We start from the raw sequence: 674 nt of genomic DNA, 5'->3' as shown, positions 1-674 counted from the left end.
GCTCCATTTCTTATGTGAGCGAACTTATAAATGCGTTATAAATCTTTTCCAGATGAGCCAGAAGAAAGGCAAGAAACCACCCGAGAAAGAGCACAACGTCACCGTCAAGAGCGTAGAGCAGAATTAACCTATACCGCGAAAGATCGGCAGCGGTGGGCTGAAAATAGAGAGCGTGTTCTTGCCGAGCGCGAGGCAAATGGTACGAAAGACAGTTTAGATAAGTTTCATTTGCAGTTTTTCGCTAAGAACAGACAAACAACACAAACAATGATGTTGAAATCTTCAATATTGAAAGAGTCAAAACCTCTTAATCAGTTGGCGGAAGGCAATTTTCATGCGGTTAAACAAGGCGCTAGTGATACCGAAGAAATAAAGAGAATCCAACAGGCCTTGATGGCAGTGGGTTTTGACTTGGGGAAATCTGGCGCTGATGGAGATTTTGGCCGTGCGACAGAAGGTGCAGTTAAACAGTTTCAAACCCACTATAAACCGACACATACCACGCATAAAAGCTACCCTTTTGGCGGCGTTGATGGGATTGTCGACAAAAATACCATTCTTGCTTTAGATGAGGCCGTTGTTGAAGAGTGGAAGTATTCGTTTAGGTTTACACTTGAGATGCTACAAGCAGTGTACCCAAGGGTAAGCAGTAGCAAGCAAAATCTGTTGCAAGG

General features: G+C 43.8%; 1 protein-coding gene. It reads left to right on the top strand.

Translation table 11 applies throughout. The features are described from left to right. Positions 1-30 precede the first annotated feature (30 nt). On the top strand, positions 31-674 hold a 644-nt coding region (locus TW84_RS21545; RefSeq protein ID WP_045977671.1), incomplete at its 3' end, for a peptidoglycan-binding domain-containing protein.

The organism is Vibrio neptunius (genome assembly GCF_000967495.1).
Taxonomy (GTDB): domain Bacteria; phylum Pseudomonadota; class Gammaproteobacteria; order Enterobacterales; family Vibrionaceae; genus Vibrio; species Vibrio neptunius.
This window is presented reverse-complemented; position numbering and strand designations above follow the sequence as displayed.